17 protein-coding genes and 1 tRNA gene are annotated in these 22,826 nt (G+C 33.3%); 16 read left to right on the top strand and 2 right to left on the bottom strand.

Annotated elements, in window-relative coordinates; translation table 11 throughout:
* Positions 1–314: 314 nt before the first annotated feature.
* The 16 genes from B8963_RS11470 (at position 315) to B8963_RS11395 (ending at position 19,409) form a co-directional block, all read left to right on the top strand.
* Complete coding sequence (locus B8963_RS11470) at positions 315–1,541, top strand: Glu/Leu/Phe/Val dehydrogenase dimerization domain-containing protein (RefSeq protein ID WP_084061658.1); 1,227 nt, start codon at positions 315–317, stop codon at positions 1,539–1,541.
* A gap of 14 nt (positions 1,542–1,555) precedes the next feature.
* A complete protein-coding gene (nhaD, locus tag B8963_RS11465) occupies positions 1,556–2,926 on the top strand; it encodes a sodium:proton antiporter NhaD (RefSeq protein WP_084061657.1) in 1,371 nt (456 codons plus the stop codon).
* A gap of 50 nt (positions 2,927–2,976) precedes the next feature.
* Complete coding sequence (locus tag B8963_RS11460; RefSeq protein ID WP_084061656.1) at positions 2,977–3,669, top strand: MotA/TolQ/ExbB proton channel family protein; 693 nt, start codon at positions 2,977–2,979, stop codon at positions 3,667–3,669.
* Positions 3,670–3,678: 9 nt separating this feature from the next.
* Positions 3,679–4,065: an ExbD/TolR family protein gene (locus B8963_RS11455; protein WP_084061655.1), complete on the top strand. Its 387-nt coding sequence runs from the start codon at positions 3,679–3,681 to the stop codon at positions 4,063–4,065.
* Entirely contained in the window at positions 4,065–4,952 is an 888-nt protein-coding gene (locus tag B8963_RS11450; RefSeq protein ID WP_084061654.1) for an energy transducer TonB, read from the top strand. Before B8963_RS11455 ends, B8963_RS11450 begins: the two co-directional genes overlap by 1 nt.
* A 3-nt stretch (positions 4,953–4,955) precedes the next feature.
* Positions 4,956–6,167: a bifunctional folylpolyglutamate synthase/dihydrofolate synthase gene (locus B8963_RS11445; protein WP_084061653.1), complete on the top strand. Its 1,212-nt coding sequence runs from the start codon at positions 4,956–4,958 to the stop codon at positions 6,165–6,167.
* Positions 6,168–6,246: 79 nt separating this feature from the next.
* Positions 6,247–6,321: transfer RNA gene (locus B8963_RS11440), tRNA-Val, on the top strand.
* 236 nt (positions 6,322–6,557) lie between these two features.
* Complete coding sequence (locus B8963_RS11435; protein ID WP_084061652.1) at positions 6,558–8,210, top strand: glycerol-3-phosphate dehydrogenase/oxidase; 1,653 nt, start codon at positions 6,558–6,560, stop codon at positions 8,208–8,210.
* 325 nt (positions 8,211–8,535) lie between these two features.
* Positions 8,536–10,176, top strand: coding sequence for a TldD/PmbA family protein (locus tag B8963_RS11430; RefSeq protein WP_084061651.1), 1,641 nt, complete (start codon positions 8,536–8,538; stop codon positions 10,174–10,176).
* Positions 10,177–10,203: 27 nt separating this feature from the next.
* On the top strand, positions 10,204–11,520 hold the full coding sequence (locus B8963_RS11425; RefSeq protein ID WP_084061650.1) for a TldD/PmbA family protein: 1,317 nt from the start codon (positions 10,204–10,206) through the stop codon (positions 11,518–11,520).
* A 99-nt stretch (positions 11,521–11,619) separates the two neighbouring features.
* Positions 11,620–12,240 (top strand): DUF4159 domain-containing protein, encoded by a 621-nt coding sequence (locus B8963_RS11420; protein WP_084061649.1) that lies wholly within the window; start codon positions 11,620–11,622, stop codon positions 12,238–12,240.
* Positions 12,241–12,250: 10 nt separating this feature from the next.
* On the top strand, positions 12,251–13,261 hold the full coding sequence (locus B8963_RS11415) for an AAA family ATPase (RefSeq protein ID WP_084061648.1): 1,011 nt from the start codon (positions 12,251–12,253) through the stop codon (positions 13,259–13,261).
* Complete coding sequence (locus B8963_RS11410) at positions 13,258–14,157, top strand: DUF58 domain-containing protein (protein WP_084061647.1); 900 nt, start codon at positions 13,258–13,260, stop codon at positions 14,155–14,157. The genes B8963_RS11415 and B8963_RS11410 overlap by 4 nt, the downstream gene beginning before the upstream one ends.
* Positions 14,157–15,455 (top strand): BatA domain-containing protein, encoded by a 1,299-nt coding sequence (locus B8963_RS11405; protein ID WP_084061646.1) that lies wholly within the window; start codon positions 14,157–14,159, stop codon positions 15,453–15,455. The genes B8963_RS11410 and B8963_RS11405 overlap by 1 nt, the downstream gene beginning before the upstream one ends.
* Entirely contained in the window at positions 15,455–17,674 is a 2,220-nt protein-coding gene (locus B8963_RS11400) for a DUF4175 family protein (RefSeq protein ID WP_084061645.1), read from the top strand. The genes B8963_RS11405 and B8963_RS11400 overlap by 1 nt, the downstream gene beginning before the upstream one ends.
* Positions 17,667–19,409, top strand: a complete 1,743-nt coding sequence (locus tag B8963_RS11395) for a hypothetical protein (protein ID WP_084061644.1) — start codon at positions 17,667–17,669, stop codon at positions 19,407–19,409. The genes B8963_RS11400 and B8963_RS11395 overlap by 8 nt, the downstream gene beginning before the upstream one ends.
* 28 nt (positions 19,410–19,437) lie before the next feature.
* On the opposite strand, the gene B8963_RS11390 is transcribed toward B8963_RS11395, so the two are convergent.
* The gene (locus tag B8963_RS11390) at positions 19,438–20,712 is read right to left on the bottom strand and encodes a UDP-N-acetylmuramoyl-tripeptide--D-alanyl-D-alanine ligase (protein WP_084061643.1); all 1,275 of its coding nucleotides are present in this window, start codon (positions 20,710–20,712) and stop codon (positions 19,438–19,440) included.
* Between the two features lie 69 nt (positions 20,713–20,781).
* Positions 20,782–22,440, bottom strand: coding sequence for a gliding motility lipoprotein GldJ (gldJ, locus tag B8963_RS11385; RefSeq protein WP_084061642.1), 1,659 nt, complete (start codon positions 22,438–22,440; stop codon positions 20,782–20,784).
* Between the last annotated feature and the right edge of the window lie 386 nt (positions 22,441–22,826).

The raw sequence follows: 22,826 nt of genomic DNA, 5'->3' as shown, positions 1-22,826 counted from the left end.
GATATAATTAAAAAACTACAGCAAATATAATTGAAAATTATTATTTATTTAAAATAATCAGTCTCAAGTAAAGAATTTGTTAATAGAGGATTTTGAAAACTTTAACATTTAAAAAGGCGTGTACTTTTTGCTATAAATCTTTTATTGCGTTTCATTATTTTTATATTTGCTAGCAATAATCTACAAAGAGGATTTTAAAATTTAAAATATGAGACAACAGTAACCCCTTAGGGGGATAACTTTATTATTTTCTAGAAGAGTGCTAATAGAATTTAGCGTAGTCAAATTAATTAAATTTTTAAAATTCAAAATACATGAAAGATTTACTAGCTATATATGAAAATAAACCACCAGAAATAGTATTTAACTGGAAGGATACAGAAACCGAAGCAGAAGGTTGGACTGTAATTAATTCCCTTAGAGGTGGTGCTGCAGGTGGTGGAACAAGAATGAGAGAGGGATTAGATGTGAATGAAGTATTATCGCTAGCTAAAACAATGGAAGTTAAATTTACTGTTTCTGGCCCTCCAATAGGTGGTGCTAAGTCCGGAATAAATTTTGATCCAAAAGACCCAAGAAAAAAAGGTGTTTTAACGCGTTGGTATAATGCTGTTGCACCATTACTGAAAAGTTATTATGGTACTGGTGGCGATTTAAATGTTGATGAAATACATGAAGTTATTCCAATTACCGAAGATGCTGGGGTATGGCATCCACAAGAAGGAGTATTTAATGGGCATTTTAAGCCAACAGAGGCAGATAAGATCAATAGAATTGGGCAGTTAAGACTTGGAGTTGTTAAAGTTTTAGAAGGTGATAATTTTTCGCCAGACACAAAAAGAAAATATACAGTAGCCGATATGATTACTGGATACGGTGTTGCCGAAGCAGTAAAACATTATTATGATATTTTTGGAGGTACCGTAGAAGGTAAGAGAGCTATAGTTCAAGGTTTTGGTAATGTTGGGGCTGCTGCAGCATTTTATTTGTCAAAAATGGGTGCAAAAGTGGTGGGTATTATTGATAGAGCTGGAGGAGTTATTAATGAAGACGGATTTACTTTTGATGAAATAGTGACTTTATATAATAATAAGGACGGTAATACATTGGTTTCCAACAAAATGCTTTCTTTTGATGAAATCAATAATCGCATTTGGGATATAAAAACCGAAATATTTGCTCCATGCGCAGCCTCTAGACTTATTACAAAAGAGCAAATAACAAGAATGATTAATACAGGATTAGAGGTTATTACCTGTGGGGCAAATGTTCCATTCGCTGATAAAGAAATTTTCTTTGGTCCAATTATGGAATATACAGATGAAAGAGTAAGTCTTATTCCAGATTTTATTTCTAATTGTGGAATGGCACGAGTTTTTGCATATTTTATGGAAGGGCGGGTGGCTATGGATGATGAATTAATATTTAATGATACATCTACAACTATTAGAAATGCAATTTTGAATATCTTTAGCAAAAATTCCACTAAAACAAATTTGAGTAAAACCGCTTTTGAAATAGCATTGAAACAATTAATTTAAACTAACTAATTTTTATGGAAACCATTATTATAATTTTATTCGTACTTGGGTATTTAGCCATTACATTAGAACATAATTTAAAAATCGACAAAATGATACCGGCATTAGCTATGATGTCGTTATTATGGGCTGTAATTGCCCTAAATCATATGCCTGTTTTTGAGGTTAATACAGAACTTCAAGAATTAGAAGGAGGTTCTTTAGAGGCAATTCTATTACATCATCTTGGTAAAACAGCTGAGATTTTAGTGTTTCTACTTGGTGCGATGACTATTGTAGAAATTATCGATTATTTTGATGGATTTTCCACAATTAAAAGTTTTATCAAAACTAGAAAAAAGAAAAGTCTTTTATGGATCATTGCAACATTAGCATTTATCTTATCTGCGATTATAGATAACTTAACAGCTACAATAGTATTGATTACAATTTTGCAAAAAATTATTAAAGAGCGTGAACTTAGATTATGGTTTGCGGGTATCATTATTATTGCAGCAAATGCAGGTGGTGCTTGGTCACCTATTGGAGATGTTACAACAACTATGTTGTGGATTGCTAATAAAGTTACGGCGGCAGTACTTATAGAGCATGTACTAGTTCCTTCTATCGTTTGCTATGCAATACCAACTTTCTTAGCTTCGAGAATGTCAGTATTTAAAGGAGAGATTGATGTGGTTGAGGGTGATGATGACAAACCAAAATCTAAATATGGAGCAACTATGTTTTACCTAGGATTAGGGATGATAATATTTGTGCCAATATTTAAAACTATTACGCATTTACCTCCATATGTGGGGATGATGCTTTCATTAGCAGTAGTTGCGGCATTTGCAGAAGTATATAGTAATAGAAAGTTCAGTATATCAGAGGTGAGTACTGGCTCAGAAGTTCATGATGGTTCGCATTACAGCCCGGTGCATAAGGCGTTATCGAAAATTGAATTACCAAGTATTCTATTTTTCTTAGGGATTTTGATGGCGGTTGCGGCAATGGAGTCTTTAGGTATGTTGTATCATTTTGCAGGAACATTAAATGAGACAGTGCCAGGAATGGGAACTGAGCTACATTCAACAAAAATTTCTGATCTAGTTGTTTTAATATTAGGAGCTGGCTCTGCAGTTATAGACAATGTTCCTTTAGTTGCAGCTAGTATAGGTATGTTCCAAGTCGGAACAGACGAACCAGCATGGCATTTTATTGCTTATTCTGCAGGAACTGGAGGAAGTATGTTAATTATTGGCTCTGCAGCAGGTGTTGTTGCAATGGGTATGGAAAAAATTGATTTCTTTTGGTATTTTAAGAAAATTGCATGGTTAGCATTGGTTGGATTTTTAGCAGGAGCAGCTGTTTTTATTTTAATTAGAAATTTTATTTTAAACGTATAATTTAATCGATAAATTACCGTTATAACAGCAACTTAAAATAGGATAATTATATGTTATTGTTTCAAGACCTTGTTGAAGGGGCTCAAATAGGAAGTGAAGTAGCTGAAGAAAAAACACTTTCAGTTATAGATTTAATTGTAAATGGTGGTGTAGGAAGTATTGTGATTATAGCTATTCTTTTTGTTATGCTATTTATTGCTTTGTATATTTATTTTGAAAGGATATTTGCGATTAAAGCTGCATCAAAAATTGATAAAAACTTCATGAACCAAATTAGAGATCATGTTAGTAATGGTAAATTAGAGGCTGCTAAGTTGTTATGTGCTCAAACAGATTCTCCTGTGGCTAGACTTACTGAGAAAGGAATTTCTCGAATAGGCAAACCTCTAGATGATATAAATACAGCCATTGAAAACGCAGGTACTCTTGAAGTTTATAAACTAGAGAAAAACGTAAGTATTGTGGCTACTATAGCTGGAGCTGCTCCAATGATTGGTTTCCTAGGAACTGTAATTGGTATGATTTTAGCCTTTCATGAAATGGCCTCAAGTGGAGGGCAAGCTGAAATGGGTTCATTAGCATCAGGTATATACACAGCAATGACAACAACGGTTGCAGGATTGGTAGTTGGTATTATTGCATATATTGGATATAATCATTTAGTGAATAGAACGGATAAGGTTATCCATAAAATGGAGGCTAACGCAGTAGATTTTCTAGATTTATTGAATGAACCGCTATAATTTCTAACTATGAAACTAAAAAGTAGAAATAAAGTTAGCCCAGATTTTAGTATGGCGTCGATGACAGATATTGTTTTTTTGTTATTGGTGTTTTTCATGCTAACTTCTAATTCGCCAAATGCATTAGATTTATTATTGCCAAAAGCAAAAGGAAAATCTACCAATACGCAGAATGTATCTGTTAGTATAAATAAAGATTTAGAATACTTCGTAAATAGTGAGAAAATTAACGGAGAATACATTGAAATTGAACTAAAAAAAGCACTAAAAGATCAAGAAAACCCAACAATTATTTTAAGAGCTGAGGAAAGCGTGGCCATTAAAGAAGCAGTTCACGTTATGGATATAGCTAATAGAAATAAATACAAGGTAATTTTGGCGGTGCGACCAAATTAATGTCACTACTAAACACGAGACACGAGAAAAAATCATTTACTTTAACAACAGTGCTTTTAAGCGCACTGTTGTTATTGCTTTTTTATGTAGGTCTAACTTATTTAGATCCGCCAGAAGAAAATGGTATTTCTATAAATTTTGGAACCACCGATTTTGGTAGTGGTACAGTTCAGCCAACAGAAAAAATTAAATCAGAACCTTTAGATAAGCCTATTGTACCTCCTTCAAAACAAGAGGAAGTAGAAGAAGTTGTACCAAAGGAAGCTTCTTCAAATGACCAGCCAGCAGAAAAAGTTGTTACGCAGGAAAGTGAGGAATCTATAGTGATGAAGCAGCAGAAAGAAGCTAAGCGAAAAGCAGATGCTGCTGAAAAAGCTGCAAAGGCAGAGGCAGATAAAATTGCTAGAGAAAAACAAGAGGCAAAAGAGAAAGCGCAGAAAGAACAAGATGCAAAAAAACGAAAGCTTGATGAGTTAATGGGAGGACTTAATAAGTCTGATGGTTCGGCATCTGGTAGTGAAGGTAATGATAATAAAGCAGGTGATAAAGGTAATCCTAATGGCGATCCATACGCAACAAGTTATTATGGTGCTCCAGGATCAGGGAGTGGCACCGGTGGCTACGGCTTAAACGGGCGCTCTTTAGCTGGTAGTAGTTCGGTAAAACAAGATTGTAACGAAGAAGGTAGAGTTGTTGTGCAAATTGTAGTGGATAGAAATGGAAATGTAGTTAGTGCTACTCCAGGTGTAAAAGGCACTACTAACACAAACCCATGTCTAATGAAACCTGCAGAACAAACTGCTCGTTTACATAAATGGAAGCCAGATTCTAATGCTCCAAGCCAACAAGTAGGTTTTGTAGTTGTGAATTTTAAATTACGCGAGTAATCCATGACTTATAAAGAGGTTTTGAGTTGGATGTACGCTCAACTTCCGATGTATCAACAGAAAGGTGCTTCCGCGCACTCTGGTAAATTAGAGTCTATTATTGACTTTTCAGTCTATCTTAAAAATCCAGAAAAAAAATTCAAAAGTATTCATGTTGCTGGCACCAATGGTAAAGGTTCTAGTAGTCATATGCTAGCTTCTGTTTTGCAAGAAGCAGGGTACAAGGTTGGTTTATACACTTCGCCACATTTAAAAGATTTTCGCGAACGCATAAAGATTAACGGAAAGCCAATAAGTAAAAAATTGGTTGTTAATTTTATTGAAAATCATAGTCAATATTTAAAAGAAAATAAACTGTCATTTTTCGAAATGACAGTGGGAATGGCATTTGATTATTTTGCCAACAAAAATGTTGATATTGCTATTATTGAAGTAGGATTGGGAGGAAGATTGGATTCTACAAATATTATAGTACCTGAAGTTTCTTTAATAACCAATATTGGCTTTGATCATGTAGATTTTCTTGGTGATACACTTGAAAAAATTGCCATAGAAAAAGCAGGAATTATTAAGGAAAACGTTCCTGTAGTGATAAGCGAGTCGCAAGATGAAACGAAGAGCGTTTTTAAAACAATTTCAGAAAATAAAAAGGCTTCAATCCTGTTCGCAGATCAAGAAATAAAAGAATCCTATTCAACATCTTTGTTAGGAGATTATCAATCTAAAAATTTAAAAGGAGTATTAGGAGTGTTTTCTGTATTAAAGGGGTTTCACGTTAATGTGGAGCATATTAAAACAGGATTACTCCGTGTTACTGAAAATACTGGATTGTTAGGTAGGTGGCAAGTGTTAGCAGAAAACCCTAAAGTAGTTTGCGATACAGCACACAATGCTGAAGGGTTGCGTGTAACAATGAATCAAGTTCAGAAGCAAAAATTTGAAAATCTGCATATTGTTTTAGGTTTTGTAAAAGGGAAGGATTTAAAAGCTATTTTTCCACTCTGCCCTAAAAATGCGAATTATTATTTTTGTTCTCCAGCGATAGATAGAGGATTAAATGCCGAAACTCTAAAAAGTGAAGCAAAAGAACATGGATTGGAAGGAAAAGCATATTCATCTGTAAATAAAGCACTTAATGCTGCTTTAAAACAGGCTAAAGCTTCAGATTTTATATATATAGGCGGGAGTACTTTTGTTGTTGCAGAAATAGTTTAAAAATTATTATTTTTTTCTTTTGGGAAATGAAAAACTATTCTATATTTGCACTCGCTTAACGAAACAATGTTAACGTTTCGGGCTTTTAGCTCAGTTGGTTTAGAGCACCTGCCTTACAAGCAGGGGGTCGTAGGTTCGAATCCTACAAGGCCCACAGAAATTAAAACCCTTCAAGAAATTGAAGGGTTTTTTTATTTTCATTGTCTCAGTATACTTCACCAATCCATAAGATTAAGCTCTGAATATATTATTCTTAGTTCTGCAGCTTAAGATTTTCTTTACTAAATATAATTTCTAAGATTATAAATAAATCTTTGAAATCATAAAAAGGATTTATTCTTGTGCTTGTTTAGGGAAATGATTCACTATTTTTATAAGTAATATCAAATTATGAAAAAAGAAGATTTCACGTACCTGAATAGAAATAACATCATTAATAAATTAAAAGAAAACACTTTTGATTTAGTAATTGTTGGAGGAGGAATAACTGGAGCAGGAATTTTACTAGATGCTTCTTCTCGAGGAATGAAAGTTGCTCTTATTGAAAAAGGCGATTTTGCCTCTGGAACTAGCAGTAAATCTTCAAAACTTATTCATGGTGGATTACGCTATTTAAAACAATTTGAGCTGAGTTTAGTGAAAGAGGTTGGAACTGAAAGAGCTATTGTTCATAAAATTGCACCGCATTTAGTTATTCCTGAAAAAATGCTTTTACCACTTATCGAGAATGGATCTTATGGTGAGTGGATGACTTCATTTGGACTCAAAGTTTATGATATTCTTGCAAATGTAGTAGAAGAAGATAAGCGCAAGATGATGAATAAAGAGGAAACTCTAAAGTTGGAGCCTCTTTTGCCAGAGCATATTTTAAAGGGTTCTGGGTATTATGCCGAATATAGAACTGATGATGCTCGATTAACACTAGAAAATATAAAAACAGCTTTAAAATATGGAGGTATACCAATTAGTTATACCAAGGTTGATGATTTTATGTACGATCGTGACGAGCAAGTTTCAGGAGTTGCTGTAACTGACGTGGTGACTGGAGAATCTTATCAGATTAATTCTAAATTCGTGATCAATGCCGGGGGACCTTGGGTCGATACTTTAAGAGAAGTTGACCATTCTAAGCAAGGCAAAGAATTGCATTTAACAAAAGGGGTGCATTTGGTATTTCCTAAAGAGAAACTCCCTTTAAAGCAATCTGTTTATTTCGATATTCCTGATGGACGTATGATGTTTGCAATTCCTAGAGGAAAGGTAACCTATGCGGGTACAACTGACACCAACTACACCTTGTCTAAAGATGATGTGCGGACTACAGTTGAAGATGCGGACTATTTACTGAATGCTATAAATAATATGTTTCCTAGTGTTCATTTAGAGCGTAAAGATATTGTGTCTTCTTGGGCAGGTTTAAGACCATTAATTCATGAAGAAGGGAAATCGCCATCTGAATTATCTAGAAAAGACGAAATCTTCTTATCTGACTCTGGATTATTAAGTATGGCTGGTGGAAAACTTACGGGCTATCGCAAAATGGCAGAAAGAGTAGTGGATAAGCTTCAGAAGAAATTAGAAAATGAATCTAAAGTTACATTTAAAAAAGTGTTTACCAATGAAATTCCTCTAGTCGGTGGACCGTGGAAAAAATACAAAGAAGTAAAAAAGTACATAGAAAAAATTAACCATAGACTTAAAGAAGATTTTTTCGATGAACATGAAGCCTGGTATTTGGTAACTACTTATGGCAAACAAACCGAAGCAATATTAAAAATATACAGCACAATGCCAGGAGAAACGAATGCAGAGCGTATGATACTTTCGGAGCTTGAATTTTGTATTTATAATGAGATGATAGTAACACCTGAAGATTTTTTCATTAGAAGAACAGGTAGGATGTATTTTAATATTGATAGTGTTAAGCAATATATGGAAGTGGCTTTGGAGAAATTTAAATTGATCTATAATTTAAGTGATGCTCAGATTGAAAATTATAAATCAGATTTAGCAAAAGCCATTACTATTCATTCTAAGTTTTAACAAAAAGTTGTCATATTTTAGTTAATCAGTTTTAAGATTTTCTTTAACGATTGCTATTGGATAATAGGTATTCCTTTAGTAACTATTGTGTAGAACTGTATTTTAAGTAAGGTTTTTTGAGAATTATTGAAGCTAAGCTGGTTTTGTTAAAAAATCTATCTTTTTTAGATGTTTTATGTTAATCTTAACATAATTTTAGTCAACTACTATTTACTTTTAAGAGTAATTGAAAAAGTATGCGTTATTCAGGATTTTAACTTTTGTATAATCTGATTAGCGATTTGCTAAATTTTTAATCCGAGACTAACTTGATAAACAGCATTTTATGAAAAGAAGAGATTTTATGCAATACGCAGGTATGGGAGCTGGAGCTTTATTAATGCCTTCTCTGCTACTAGGGAATAATATTCCGGCGGAGGCACTTTTAGAACCAGGTATGGATACACTGCTAAAAAAACAATTGGCAGATGTAGCTCTTAATACTGCAAAATCATTAGGGGCAACCTATGCCGACGCTAGAATTGGTAGATATTTAAATCAATATGTATTTACAAGAGAAGATAAAGTTCAAAATGTTGTGAATACCGAATCTTTTGGAATTGGTATTCGTGTAATTGCTAATGGAACTTGGGGCTTTTCATCAACGAATAATGTTACTGATGAAGGTATAAAGAAAGCAACAGAAAAAGCTGTTGCCATCGCAAAAGCTAATTCAAAAATTCAGAAAGAACCTGTAGTTCTTGCTCCTGTTACTGGAGTAGGAGAGGTTTCTTGGAAGACACCAATTGTTAAAAATTTTAAAGATGTACCAGTATCAGAAAAAGTAGATTTGCTATTGAGCGCAAATGCTGCTGCCATGGCAAACGGTGCTAATTTTGTGAATTCCGCACTGTTTATGGTAAATGAACAAAAATACTTTGCCTCTACGGATGGTTCTTATATAGATCAAGATATTCATCGTATTTGGCCAACTTTTGGTGTAACTGCAGTAGATCGTACCGCTGGTAAATTTAAAACTAGAGAAGCCATGAGTGCGCCAATGGGTATGGGCTATGAATATATGGATGGAGTAGCATCAGAAAAGCTAGAAGGGCCTGCTGGTATGAAATTGTATAGAAATAGTTATGACATTATAGAAGATGCTACACTAGCTGCACAACAAGCTAAGGAAAAGTTAACTGCCAAATCAGTTGATGCGGGTAAATATGATTTAGTACTAGAACCAAATCATTTAGGTTTAACAATTCATGAATCCGTTGGGCATCCATTAGAATTGGACCGTGTATTAGGTTATGAAGCTAATTACGCTGGAACCAGTTTTGCAACTTTAGATAAATGGAAATCTGGCGATTTCAAATACGGTAGTGATATTGTCAATTTAGTGGCTGATAAAACTCAAGTAGGTTCTTTAGGTGCTGTTGGATTTGATGATGAAGGTGTAAAAACTAAAAAGTGGGATTTAGTTCGTAATGGAGTATTGAAAAATTACCAAGCAATAAGAGATCAAGTGCATATGATAGATCAGAACGAATCTCACGGATGTTGTTATGCGCAAAGTTGGGACGATGTTCAGTTTCAGCGTATGCCTAATGTTTCTTTAGAACCTGGTAAGGAAAAGTACTCTATAGAGCAAATGATAAAAGATGTAAAAAAAGGAATTTATATTGCCGGTCGTGGTTCTTACTCAATCGATCAACAACGTTACAATTTTCAATTTGGTGGTACTGTTTTTTATGAAATTAAAGACGGAAAAATTGTGGGAATGTTAGATGATGTAGCTTACCAATCTAATACACAAGAGTTTTGGAATTCATGTGTAAAAATATGTGATGAGAGTGATTATCGCTTGTTCGGATCATTTTTCGATGGTAAAGGGCAGCCTTCACAAGTTAGTGCAGTCTCTCATGGTAGTTCTACCGCTAGATTTAATGATGTAAATGTAATTAACACTGGTAGAACCATTTAATGGGTCTTCCTTTAAAAAGTTATTAAGATGGCAATATATACAAAAGAAGAAGCAAAAAAAATACTAGAAAAAGCGTTGAGTTTTTCTAAAGCCGATACCTGTGAAATTAATTTAACAGGAAGCAATAGCGGTAATATTAGATATGCAAGAAATTCTGTTTCCACATCTGGTTACAGTTCCAATCAAACGCTAGTGGTTCAATCCAGTTACGGAAAAAAATCTGGAACAGCTACTATTGATGAGTTTGATGATGCATCCTTAGAAAAAGTGGTCCGCAGAGCCGAAGAATTGGCAAAGCTATCTCCAGAAAATCCTGAGTTTATGGAGCCGTTAGGGCCGCAAACTTATGATGAATCTATTAGTTTTAATGAAGCAACATCAAATGTTTCTCCAGAATATAGAGCGGAAGTTGCAAAAAGTAGCATTGATCCAGCGGCAGCAAAAGACGTAACGGCAGCAGGATATTTTAATGATTCTGATAGTTTCAGTGCAATGATGAATTCCAAAGGTTTGTTTGCATATAACCGATCTACCAATACTGATTTTACAGTTACAATGAGAACCAATGATGGAACAGGTTCCGGATGGGTTTCTCGAGATTTTAATGATATTTCAAAATTTGATGCAGCAGAAGCATCAAGAGTGGCTATTGATAAAGCGGTAATGTCAAGAGAGGCAAAAGCTATAGAGCCAGGTAAATATACAGTTATTTTAGAACCGGCAGCGGCATCTGATTTATTACAAAACATGTTTAGATCTTTTGATGCGCGTTCGGCAGATGAAGGTAGAAGTTTTATGTCTGCACCAGATGGTGCGAATAAATTAGGTCAGAAAATAGTTGATGAGCGTGTAACGATTTGGACAGATCCTTTGCACCCTGATGTGCCAACTGCAACGTGGAATGGAGAAGGCCAACCTTTGCAAAAAAGAATGTTTATTGAAAATGGAGTTGTAAAAAACTTAGCCTATAGCCGTTTTTGGGCAGATAAAAAAGGACTAGATCCAGTGCCATTTCCATCTAACGGAATTATGGCAGGAGGAGACGCTAGTCTTGAGGATTTAATTAAAAGCACCAAAAAGGGTATTTTAGTAACACGTTTATGGTATATACGTAGCGTAGACCCGCAAACCTTATTGTATACAGGACTTACACGCGATGGAACTTTTTATATTGAAAACGGACAAATTAAATATCCTGTTAAGAATTTCAGATTTAATGAAAGTCCAATTATTATGTTGAATAACCTAGAAACTCTTGGTAAACAAGTTAGAATAGATGGTAATTTAATTCCTTATATGAAGATTCGTGACTTTACTTTCACGAGTTTGTCCGATGCAGTATAATCGGTAAAATAATTATAAGCTGGTTATTTATGATTTTTTCATGATAGCCAGTTTTTTATTTACGAAATAAATCATCAATCTAAAAAAGTTTCCAACGCATTGAGCAACGAGTTTTTCTTTACTAGATTACAATATGAATCTGGAGATTGGGATGTAGACCAACGCATGCCATCAAATCTTTTAAATTCATTAGTAGAATACACTACATTAAAAGTAGACACACAAGAAAAGATTATTACACTGGCAAGTGATGATATCTTCAAAAGTCCGTTTTGTTATATTTCAGGACACAAATTGGTGCAATTCACTAAAAAAGAGCGGGAGAATTTTGAAAATTATGTGCGCAACGGAGGATTTGTTTTTGCAGACGATTGCAATCATGATATAGATGGATTATTTGCAAAATCTTTTGAGCAACAAATGGAGGAGATTTTTGGTGCAGATCAGCTAAAGAAAATACCAAATAATCACGAAATTTATTCTATATTTTTCAATTTTGAAGATGGTCCGCCGACTACATCGCAAGAATTAAATGGTTGGGGAGATGATTTAGTACATGACTATTTAAAAGCCATTGAAATAGACGGAAGAATTGGAGTTTTGTACAGCAATAAGGATTATGGTTGCGAATGGGATTATGATTTTAGGAACAAACGTTGGTATAAAATTGATAATACACGCTTTGGGGTTAATATAGTTTTGTATGCCTTAACCTCTTAAAAAATAGCATATGAATAAAGAATTACAACTAATAGAAGAGGAAGTTACTATGCTTTCTAATAAGCTTGAGGCTTTAAAAAAAGAGATTGCTAAAGTTATTATAGGGCAAGAAGAAACGGTATCTCAATTACTTATTACCTTTCTTGCAGGTGGGCATGCCTTATTAGAAGGTGTCCCCGGTTTGGCAAAGACTTTAATGATAAGAACTTTAGCTAATGCTATTGATCTAAAATTTAAACGTATTCAGTTTACGCCAGATTTAATGCCGTCTGATATTATAGGTACAGAAATACTGGAAGAAGACCATTCTACAGGTAAAAAGTTTTTCAAATTCAATAAAGGGCCCATTTTTTCTAACATCATATTGGCTGATGAGATAAACAGAACACCACCAAAAACGCAGGCTGCATTATTAGAGGCAATGCAAGAATTTGAAGTCACCTATGGTGATAAAACCTACGCTTTAGATAAGCCCTTTTTTATCTTAGCCACTCAAAACCCAATTGAACAATCGGGAACTTTTGTGTTGCCAGAGGCGCAGCAAGATCGTTTTCTTTTGTATATAAAAATAGGATATCCAACCGAAGTAGAAGAAACTGCCATTTTGAAAGCTACAACCGGAAGTAAAAAACAAACGCTACTAAAGGTTATTTCTGGGGATGATATTATTCGGTTGCAACAATTGGTACGAGAAGTATCAATCAGCGACGGATTAATAGCATATGTAAGCGATGTAATACGTGCAACAAGGCCAGAAACCACATCAAATGTTTATGTGAAAGATTGGGTTGATTGGGGAGCTGGACCACGAGCTGGACAAGCTATGATATTAACCGCTAAAGCAAACGCGCTTTTAGCAGGCAGATTGGCTGTTACTTTAGAAGATATTAAGCAAGTTGCATTGCCAGTGCTGCGACATAGAATAATTGTAAATTTTAGAGCAGAAGCCGAGGGGATTACTTCAGATGCGGTAGCTCTAAATATTTTAAACGCAATAAAGCTTAAAGGTTCACAGGGATGAAACAAGATTATCGTCAATTATTAAAACCAGAAATTATAAACACGGTTTCTGGCTTATCCTTAATTTCAAGGATAGTGGTTGATGGATATTTAACTGGACTACAAAAGAGTAGAAGTGTTGGTTCGGGAATGGAATTTAGTCAATATAGAGCATACAATCCCGGTGATGATTTACGATTAATGGATTGGAAAATGCTAGCTCGTTCTGGTAGGTATTATATAAAACAATCAGAAATTGAAAGTCAAGTTACAGTAAAGTTTGTTGTGGATGCTAGTGCCTCAATGAAATTTAAAGAAAAGGAAGATTTAAGTAAAAGAGAATTCGCAAGAGTTTTAGTGGCTAGCTTAGCTTATTTAGCACAAAATCAAGGCGATTCCGTTGGATTATTTGCTATAAATGATAATAATATTCTTTCAGTATATCCTAAGGCGAGTAAAAAGCAATACAATAGGCTGCTATTAGAGTTATTAAAAATTACTTCGTCTGGAAAGTGGCCCGAAAAGCTTTTGAATGCTACTAAAATGGCAAGCAGAGGGGCTAAGGAATTGATTTTTATTATTACTGATATGTATGAGGTTGAAAGTGAAATTTCCACTTTTATCAAAAACACAAAAACTACTCGAAATGAAGTTGTAGTACTGCAAATTATGGGAAGTGCAGAAATGGATTTTGATTTTAAAGGTGATGTTACGTTCGAAGATTTAGAATCTGGATTAAAAGTGAAAGTTGATACCAAACATGCTAAAGAACAATACGTTACTTTAATGGATAAACGGATTAGTGAAATTAAGGAGTTTCTACTTTCAAACCAGATAGATTATCATGTAATCCGTATGGATGCACCGATTGGAGAAACACTTCAAGTATTTTTAAAGGAGCGTAAAAAATTACGATAATGACGTTTGGTAATCCTTTTTATTTATGGACATTATTGGGACTATTAGTTCCCATTGCTATTCATTTATGGAGTAAAAAGGAGGCTAAAATTATTAAAATAGGAAGTGTTAAATTTTTAACCCCTTCCGATTCTAAACAATCCAGTCGTCTAAAATTGAATGAATTGTGGCTTCTTTTTTTAAGAATGTTCATCATTTCTATTCTTGCAATTATTCTATCAGAGCCGCAATGGCAATCCAAATCAAAAAACATATCAATCACTTATATTGTAGATCCAATATTGCTAAACACCGAAACGATAGCCAAAATAGTTTCAGAACCTAACGATACTACAGAAATTAGAATTTTGACCATAAATTTACCAGTTTGGAAAGATGATGCAATTTTTAATTCTAAAAATCATGCGACTAATTATTGGCAGTTAATTTCGGAAATGAATTCACTAGATTCAGACAGTATTGTTGTTTTGTCACATGCCTTTCTACAAGATTTTAAAGGTAAAAGACCTGAGATTTTTAAACCAATTCGTTGGATTCAGATGGATTCAGTTAATACATTAAAGTTGCCGCTTCAAGTAATACAGAAAAGTGAAAATTTAGAGTTGCGATCCGTTTTAACGAGCAAGAACAGAACAGCTATTATTAAAGAAAATATTCTGGCTAACAATAGTACTGTGCAATTCAATAATGCCAGAGATAGTGTAACGCTATTAGGTAATACAACATCGAAAAAGTTGGCAATTAGTAAGCAAGAGCCTATAGAAATATTGCTAAATTTTACGGATAGCTTAAAGATGAATAAGTCATTTATAACTACATCTTTTCAAGTTCTTGAAGAATATCTAAATAGACCATTTATAGTAAGTGAAATAGAAAAAACAGCTGGCCAAGACCTTTCAAAATATGATTTAGTAGTTTGGTTTAGCGAAACTGATATACCCAATAATGCCAAACGAATATTGGTGTTTAATGAAGATAAATTTGCAGATGGACTTATTCAGGAAACAAAATATAACAATAGGTTTCAACTAACTTCTCATTTAAATATAGAAAATAGTATTGATGGAAATTTAATTGAAGCCTTGTTGAAAATTTTAGAACTAGACTCGGAGTTAAAAGACCAAATTAAAAGGGCTGACCAAAGACAATTCGCTACAAGTGAAATTACTGCAAATAGATTGAGTAAAAAGAGTTCAGATACGCGTCTAGCAACATTGGATATTTCTAAATGGTTTTGGATGGCTTTATTGTTTTTTATGATTTTGGAACGTGTAATCGCTAAATATAGAAAGCAATAATGGGGTTGGGTAAAGAGCTATTATATAAATTTAAATACCGTTGGCAACTTATTTTGTATGCTGAGGTTTTGATCTATGCAATTGGAGTTTTTGCACTACTTTATGGTGTTTTTTTAAATAGTGTGCTAGCTATAATTAGTGCCTTGGTCGTCGCTGTAATTGTAACTTTTATAAAACAACCATGGACAAAGGATATTAATAAAACAGTTGGTTTTATAGATGCGAATTTAAAAGAGGCAACCTATAGTAGTGGACTTCTTTTAGTTTCTGATCAAGAATTAACCAGCTTGTCAAAGTTGCAGCAATATAAAGTTTCTCAAGAAATTAAATCAAAACTACAAACTTTAACTCCTCCTAATACTATAAGACGAGCATTACTTGTATCATGTTTACTTATTATAATTGGTGGTTTAGGTTATAAAACTAATGTGTTCAAAGGTTTTTCTAATCCATTATTAAATGCGAAAGAAAAAAGTAAAATTATTTTCACGCCAATAGATTCAGTTTTCAAAAACGCTGTTTTAAAACCAGAATTATCAAGTCAAAAAATAACTATTGCAGCTCCTAATTATGCCAGAGTTGCTAAAATTACCACAGAGAACCCTAATGTTAAAGCATTAGTAAATTCATCGGTTTCTTGGGAATTATCTTTTGATAAAAAGGTGTCAGAAGTGATCATGGAGTTAAATGGTAAAACTCAGCCTCTTGAATTAACAGAAGATAGCTACTATATTAAATTACAAGTAATGGAATCGGGGATTTATAATTTTCGTTTTAAAGATCTAAACCGTAATACATATTTGTCTGATTTATATTCGATAGAAGCTGTGGAAGATGAAGCTCCGAAAGTTGAAATCTCTGGTATTCCACAATATTCATACTTCGATTTTGGGCAAGATAATCAAATACAATTTACTACAAGCCTTATTGATGATTATGGAATAGACGACGCTTATATTATTGCAACCGTAAGCAAAGGAACGGGAGAATCAGTAAAGTTTAGAGAAGAGAAAATTAGTTTTAATAATGAAATTAAAAAAGGTGCAAAGCAGCTTCAATTAGGTAAAAAAATTAGGCTGAATGATTTAAAAATGGAAATGGGCGATGAACTCTATTTTTATGTAGAAGTCTTTGATCAAAAACAACCGAAACCAAACAGAAGCAGGAGTGAAACATTTTTTGCGGTTATTAAAGATACCAGTACTAATTTATTTGCAGTAGAAGGTGCTTTGGGAGTAGACCAAATGCCAGATTATTTTAGGAGTCAACGCCAATTGATAATTGATACAGAAAAATTAATTAAAGAGCGATCTAAACTAACCAAGGAAGATTTTAAATTTAAGAGTAATGAACTTGGCTTTGATCAAAAAGCACTTCGGTTAAAATATGGCCAGTTTATGGGTGATGAATCCGAAATGGATGTTGCGCCAAATGAAATGGAAAATGAAGAGGAGCATGATCAAGAATCGGAAAATCATGAAGATGATGATCCTTTGGAAAAATACACGCACGATCATGATGGTGCTAATGAGCAACATTTGGTTCCTGAGAAAGCTGAAGAAAAAGAAGATCCATTGCACGATTATATTCATAATCATTCCGATCCAGAAGAGGCAGCTTTGTTTGAAGAATCGCTAAAAACAAAGCTTAGAAAAGCGTTGAACATCATGTGGGACGCAGAACTACATTTGCGCTTATATAATCCTGAAAAATCACTACCCTACCAATATCAAGCGTTAAAATTAATTCAAGAGATTAAAAATAGTGCCCGAATTTATGTGCATCGTATTGGTTTTGATCCGCCACCAATTAAAGAAGATAAAAGGCTTACTGGAGATATAAAAGGCATAAAAAATTACCAGAAAACAGCATCCAACTCGTTTGAACAAGAATTTGTAAACATTAGAAGAGCTATAGTTAGACTAGATGAATTTATAAATACAAATGGCAACTATGAAAAATCAGATGCCATTTTGTTTCAAATGGCAGGAAACGAACTGGCACTAAAGGCCATAGAAGAACCAGGAAAATATTTGACTACGCTACAAAAGATAAAAACAATATCTGAAAATAAGATGCACTCCAAATCGGAGTATAACGCTATTCAAAAAGTATTATTAGCATTATTGCCCGAAACAGAAAAACAACCTGGGTCAAAGCAAGACTTTAAAAATGAAATAAACTCATTGTTCTTAAATAAACTTACGGGTTATGAATAGTGCAATAGTATTTATTAATCATAATTTTTATCCAATTATTATTGGTGCTGCGCTATTGCTGTGGATCATTTTTATTTGGAAGGAATGGCCGAATAAAGATGGTTTATGGTTGCGTGTGCTTGTTTCATTTATTACAATTTTAAGTTTAATGTGTATTGCATTAAAACCAGCATATGAAAAAGACATTTCTGAAGGGCAAGGAGTAATTCTTACTGATGGTTTTCAATCAGAATTGTTAGATAGTTTAAAAGCTAATAACAAGGAAATAATTGTGATGGATTATAATACTCAAAAGAATATACATCAAACTTTAGATTCTTTAAAATCGGCAGTTATACTTGGTTATGGTGTTGCATCCTATGATTTATGGCAATTTGATAGCTTGCCAACCACTTATTTACCCGCGCCACCACAAGACGGACTTACAAAATTACAGTATTCTAAAACTGCATTAGTTGGTGAAGATATTGTAGTGAATGGAGAATATAGAAATCCTAAAATGGGCAATTTTCTAATTTTAACAGATCCAGGCGGTAATGCATTGGATAGTTTAAGGTTTAAAAATGAAATGTTTCAAAATTTTAGCTTAAAAAGTGAATTAAAAGTAACAGGTAACTTAGTTTATAATTTAATTGAAAAAGATGTTGCAGGGAATGTTTTTTTAAAGGAACCATTGCCCGTTGTGGTATCTGAAAAAAGCGCTTTGAGATTCTTAATTATTAATACGTACCCAACCTTCGAATCAAAATATTTAAAAAACTTTTTGTTAAGCAGAGGTCATGAACTAATTGTTCGCAATCAATTAACCAAAGAGCGTTATAAATTTGAATATTACAATACACTTAAAACACCTATTTTCGGATTTACTTCGGATGTTTTGCAACAATTTGATGCAGTAATTATGGATGTTGATGCTTTTCAAAGTCTTTCGTCGACTTCAAAGAATAGTTTGGATAAAGCCATTGGAGAAACTGGCCTAGGATTATTTATACAGCCTAATGCTACATATTTTAAATTGCCGGAAAGCAAATCATTTTTTAAGTTTCAATATGATGCCAAAACTAAAATAAATCTGGATCAAAATTCTTCCATTATATTAGATAAACTGCCGTATGATTTTGAGAAATCATCAAATGTGCTTCCAATATTTTTACATTCAGAAGTGAAAATTGGAGCTACAAAATTTATTGGGTTAGGTAAAGTCGCTACAACCAATTTAGCTGATACGTATGAGCTTGTTTTAAAAGGAGAAAAAAGTACCTATAATAATATATGGACCAATTTAATTGAAGCCATTGCAAAGAAAAATTTAGCGAATTCTACATGGGAGGCAACAACTGCATATCCGGGAGTAAACGAGCCTTTTAATTTTGAGTTATACAATTCTGACGAAAACCCGAGCGTTTTTAATAATTATAAAAGTGAAATTCCTTTGCTGCAAGATATACATGTTAAATCTAAATGGGAGGGAGTGAGTTATCCAAGAACTACGGGGTGGAATCAGCTTAAAATTAAAAGCGACAGTACTTCTGTATTCAATTATTTTGTTTTTGATAGTTTGCAGCGAGTAACATTACGGAACCATCTTAAAACAAAAGCAAATCTCAACTATTTTGGATCTCAAAAGTTAATTGAAAGTCCAAAAGTGAAAAGATTAAAGCAGCTACCTTTAGTTTGGTTTTATATTACTTTTTTATTGGGTATTGGTTATTTGTGGTTGAAACCAAAGCTATAAACTATTTTTAGCCTTAATTATTTGAAATTTATAGTAAATCTAATATGCGCTCCAATGCCATTCCTCTTGATCCTTTGATTAAAATAGCGCTTTTAGAAAGCGATGTATTTTTTAAATAACTAGATAAGTCATCAAATATTTCAAAGGTCTTTTCTTTAGTATTTGTAGCTGAAAAGTTTTTACCAACGAGTATTGTGTTATTAAACTTCATTGAAGAAGCTAAATCGGCAATTTCTTGATGCTCTTTTTTTGCAGAGGATCCTAACTCAAACATATCACCCAAAAAAACTATTTTTTGCTCGGCTTCTAAGTTAGCAAAGTTTTCCAATGCAACCTTCATACTACTAGGGTTGGCATTATAGGCATCTAAAATAATCCGATGTCCATTTTTTTCTATTATCTGTGAGCGATTATTGGATGGAATATAGCTTTCAATTCCTTTTTTTACATTGGCGAGCGTAACATTAAAATATTTGCCCATGATAATTGCAGCACAGCAATTGATAAAGTTATAGGTACCAACTAATTTAGTGGTAATTTCTATATCTTCTACTTGAATAGTAACAAATGGATTAGCGGAAAGTAGTATTATTTTATAGTACTTCTCGTTCGTTTGACTAAAGCCATATTTATTGATGTAACTATTTAACTTTGATAATTGAATGGCATCATCAGCATTAAAGAATATATGTTTATTGTGACCAATTAGAAAATCATAAAGCTCACTTTTTCCTTTAATAACTCCTTCTACACCGCCAAAACCTTCAAGATGTGCTTTGCCAAAATTTGTGATATAGCCGTAATCAGGTTCTGCAATTTTACTTAAAAATTCTATTTCTTTTTGATGGTTTGCTCCCATTTCAACAATGGCAATCTCTGTGTCCTTTTTTATAGAAAGTAGCGTTAAAGGAACGCCAATATGGTTGTTGAGGTTACCAACTGTTGCAATTGTTTTATAAGATGTTGATAAAACAGAATTTATTAATTCTTTGGTTGTGGTTTTGCCATTACTTCCGGTTAAGCTAATAATTTTAGCGCTAGATTGTTTGCGATGGTGATTGGCTAGTTTTTGTAAAGTTTCTAAAACATCATTAACCAATATGGTTTGGTCATTGGTTTGATATTCTTTTTCATCAATAATGGCATAGGCAGCACCATTTTCTATAGCTTTTTTAGCAAAAGTGTTACCATTAAAATTATCTCCTTTAAGTGCAAAAAATATGCAATTGGTTGTGATTTTACGGGTGTCTGTACAAACAACAGGAAACTGTAAAAACAGTTCGTAAAGCTTTTCTAATTTCATAAAACTAAGGTATAAAAAAAGTCCTGATGCTTGTATCAGGACTTTTAATAATTTTGCTTGTATAAGCTTTTATCTTGCTTTTTTACTTCTTACCGTTTTGTTTTTTGTTTTTGATTTAGAACCAACTCTTGACATTGCACATCTAAAGCCGATATAATCTGTAGCCATATATTGTGGTAAATATCTACGTTGTGCTGGATCTAACCAATATGCTCTATCTCTCCAAGAACCACCTTTGTAAACTCTAACTTCATCATTTATTAAAGTTGTTCTGTAGTTAGACTTGTCATACTGACGAGATACTTCACCTAGAGAATCACGTTCAACTTTATGTTTAGGTGAATTGTACATTTTCTTTTGATTTTCTTCTTCACCATCGCTAAATCTGTCATAAAATCTTGAAGATCCAGGCTCACCATCTCTATAACCTCTATTATCACTAGAAGAGAAGTTTGTTCTTAGGTAAGTTTCTTGTTCGTCAACAGGAACCATTTTTAATTCGCCTGGTAAATTTACAGCTACAACTTTTCCGTTTGGTAGTGTGTCATACACAATAGAATCTCTAATTACATTTACTTTTCCATCTTCACCTATTGCGGTTTTCATGTAAACGTTTCCTCTGTAATAATTGAAATCACTTACTTCATCATCAACAATTGGTCTATAAACATCTGCAACCCATTCTGCAACGTTACCTGCCATATCATATAAACCTAAATCATTTGGTTTGTATGATTTTACTTGAGCTGTAATATCTGCACCATCATCAGACCATCCTGCGATTCCGCCGTAATCACCTTTACCTTGTTTAAAGTTTGCTAATTGATCTCCACGACCAACTCTTTGCCCATTTCTGGTATAATCACCTTCCCAAGGATATTTTTTTCTTCCTCTATAGTTATTATATTCTCTAGAACCAACTTGAGCCTGTGCAGCATATTCCCATTCAGTTTCAGTTGGTAGTCTATATTCAGGTAATATAACTCCAGTGCTTCTTGATGCAAAATTAGAAATAGAATCTTTCTTCATTTTACCTTGTAATGAATCTATTTGACCATTATAAACAGATTCTGGTCTGTTTAGATAAGCTTCAGTACTAAAAGTCCCTTCAATTTCTCCGTTAACAACTTTGTATTTAGCTTCTTTAGAAAGATATCCTTCTCTTTCAAGCATAATTTCATTAACTCTGTCTGTTCTCCATTCTGCGAATTGCACAGCTTGAATCCAGTTTACACCAACAACAGGATATTCTGCATATGCTGGATGACGTAAATAGTTGTTAGTCATAGTTTCATTAAACCCTAAACGATTTCTCCATACCAATGTATCTGGTAAAGCACCAGTATAAATATTTGCATATCTTGGGTCTTCCGGAGGGTAAACACTTTTTAGATAATCCAAGTATTCTAAATACATAGCATTGGTTACCTCGGTTTCATCCATATAGAAAGATTGTACGTGTTGTTGCGTAGGAGTATTGTTCCAATCATGCATAACATCGTCTTGTACTTTACCTTTAGTAAAAGTACCACCTTCAATAAACACTAAACCAGGAGCGGTTTCTTGCTCTTTAAAGTCTGTGTTGTGTTGAAAACCACCTTCTTTCGCATTTATTTTCCAACCTGTAGCTCTGGAGGTGTTTTTTGAAGAAGAAGAATTTTTACAACTACTAAAACCACCCGCTATAACAGCGCAAGAGAGTACAACTTTGATGAATTGTTTTTTCATAATTAGGACTTGAGTTCAATAAAATAACTACAATTAAGTAGTTTAGTAAATCTATTTATTTTGGTTTGCAATTATTGCTTTTGGCTTTAAGAACGATGTTTTCTTTAGAATATTTTATTTGAACTAAAATTTTTAAAGTTTTTTTACCAGTCTAGCCAAAAAGGCAATACTTAAGGTAATAACGCAGTTAAAATCGTATTAGTATTCAAGGCTTTTCTTTTTATTTTCATTTGTAATATTTACACTACAATTGTTGTAAATGCTAATGTTGAATAAACCCTATTATATAACCTGATAAAAAAAAGCTGTTTTTTTTCTTACATTGAATAAGTTTTTATTAAAACAAGCGTTACACTAATAATATAATTTCATTTATATTTATTTGT

Source organism: Cellulophaga tyrosinoxydans (assembly GCF_900176415.1).
In the GTDB taxonomy this organism is placed as follows: domain Bacteria; phylum Bacteroidota; class Bacteroidia; order Flavobacteriales; family Flavobacteriaceae; genus Cellulophaga; species Cellulophaga tyrosinoxydans.
This window is presented reverse-complemented; position numbering and strand designations above follow the sequence as displayed.